This window comes from Vibrio sp. 10N.222.49.C9, assembly GCF_041474985.1.
In the GTDB taxonomy this organism is placed as follows: domain Bacteria; phylum Pseudomonadota; class Gammaproteobacteria; order Enterobacterales; family Vibrionaceae; genus Vibrio; species Vibrio crassostreae_C.
Genome location: NZ_JBFRVD010000236.1, coordinates 1 through 317, shown reverse-complemented (window position 1 = coordinate 317; position 317 = coordinate 1). Strand labels below are relative to the sequence as shown.

The 317-nt window shown below is 41.3% G+C and carries 1 pseudogene; it reads right to left on the bottom strand.

Going from position 1 to position 317, the window contains the following annotated elements:
* Window positions 1-64 precede the first annotated feature (64 nt).
* Window positions 65-317, bottom strand: a pseudogene (locus AB4585_RS22925) (lipid A biosynthesis lauroyl acyltransferase); the annotation flags it as partial.

Sequence of the window (317 nt, the reverse complement as noted above, 5' to 3'; positions counted from 1 at the left end):
CAGATCAGTGATTGTGCAGATCAAGTTACGTATTCTTGAACACGATTATTAAATTTAGCTTGTGTTATTGCTTGTATCGATAGCCTTTAGGCAGGCTTTCATCTTTCATTGTCTTGTAACGCTTGTGTACCCACATCCATTGGTCAACCTGGCGTAAAATGACTTGCTCGTAAGCTTGGTTCATCAAGGTAGCGCCTGCTTCAAGATCTTTCTTTGGAAACTCTTCATGAATGGAATCAGCAAGGTTCAATTCATACTGTCCCCTATCGTCTCTAAAGCCCGTTACAGGGATCATAGCGCAATTGGTTAGACTGTAT